This window comes from Haloechinothrix alba (genome assembly GCF_900188115.1).
Taxonomy (GTDB): Bacteria; Actinomycetota; Actinomycetes; order Mycobacteriales; family Pseudonocardiaceae; genus Haloechinothrix; species Haloechinothrix alba.
In genome coordinates, this window is record NZ_FZNW01000072.1 from 1 (window position 1) to 1,361 (window position 1,361).

The 1,361-nt window shown below is 67.9% G+C and carries 1 protein-coding gene; it reads left to right on the forward strand.

What is annotated here, in order from left to right; translation table 11 throughout:
- The first annotated feature begins 52 nt into the window (after positions 1 to 52).
- A protein-coding gene (locus CHB84_RS22160; protein ID WP_089303576.1) for an IS3 family transposase occupies positions 53 to 1,332 on the forward strand; the annotation gives its coding sequence in 2 pieces (ribosomal slippage) (positions 53 to 341 and positions 341 to 1,332; 1,281 coding nt in all).
- Positions 1,333 to 1,361 lie beyond the last annotated feature (29 nt).

Genomic DNA, 1,361 nt, shown 5'->3' on the forward strand with positions numbered 1-1,361 from the left:
GTGAACCGCCCCGGCGAGTCCGGAGACTCCGTTCCTTGGGAAGGATGGAGTCATGTCAGGGAGTACGTCGAAGAGGTACCCGGCCGAGCTGCGTGAGCGGGCGGTCCGGATGGTTGCCGAGATCCGGGTCGAGCACGAGTCGGAGTGGGCGGCGATGAGCAAGGTCGCCGAGCTGCTCGGTGTCGGGACGCCGGAGACCGTGCGGAAGTGGTGCCGACAGGCCGAGGTCGATGCCGGCAAGCGGCCCGGGATGACGACGGAGGAGTCGGCGGAGCTGAAGCGGTTGAAGCGGGAGAATGCCGAGCTCAAGCGCGCCAACGCGATCCTGAAGTCCGCGTCGGTTTTCTTCGCGGCCGAACTCGACCGGCCACAGCGCTGATCGTGCGCTACATCGACGAGCACGTCGGTGTCCGCGACGGCGACGGTCTGCGCTGGGGTGTCGAGTCGATCTGCGCCCAGCTCACCGAGCTGGGCTGTGCGATCGCCCCTGCGACCTACTACGAGCACCGCTCCCGCAAGCCCACCGTCCGCCAGCTGCGGGACGAGGAGCTGAAGCCGAGGATCGCCGCGGTCCACGCGTCGAATTTCGGCGTCTACGGAGCCCGGAAGGTGTGGCTGACGCTGAACCGCGAACGGCCGGAGGACGCGCCGCCGATCGCGCGGTGCACCGTGGAGCGGCTCATGGGCGACCTCGGGCTTCAGGGGGCGGTGCGCGGGAAGGTCAAGCGGACCACGATCAGCGACGCGACGGCGCCGAAGCCGCTCGACCTGGTGAACCGCAACTTCGCGCCGCTGGCACCTGACCGGCTCTGGGTTGCCGACTTCACCTACTGCTCGACGTGGTCAGGCTGGTGCTACACCGCGTTCGTCATCGACGCCTACGCCCGTCGCATCCTGGGCTGGTCGGTGGCGACCACGATGACCAACCAGCTCGTCGTGGACGCGGTCGAGCAGGCGATCTGGACCCGGCACCGTGAAGGCAAGGACCTGACCGGCCTGATTGCGCACCACGACCACGGCAGCCAGTACCTGTCGGTGGCTTACTCCGAGCGGCTCGACGCGGTCGGGATCAAGCCCTCGACCGGTGCCGTGGGCTCGTCCTACGACAACGCGCTGGCCGAGTCCGTGATCGGCCTGTACAAGACCGAGCTGGTCAAGCCGCGCCGGCCGTGGAAGGGATTCGACGACCTCGAGATCGCGACCGCGGAATGGGTCGACTGGTTCAACCACCGGCGCCCGTTCGAGTACTGCGACGATCTCACGCCAGTCGAGGCAGAGCAGGCTCACTACGCTCACCACCAGGTCCCAGCACCCGCTGGAGTCTCAAACTAGCAAGTCTCCGGACTCGCCGGGGCGGTTCA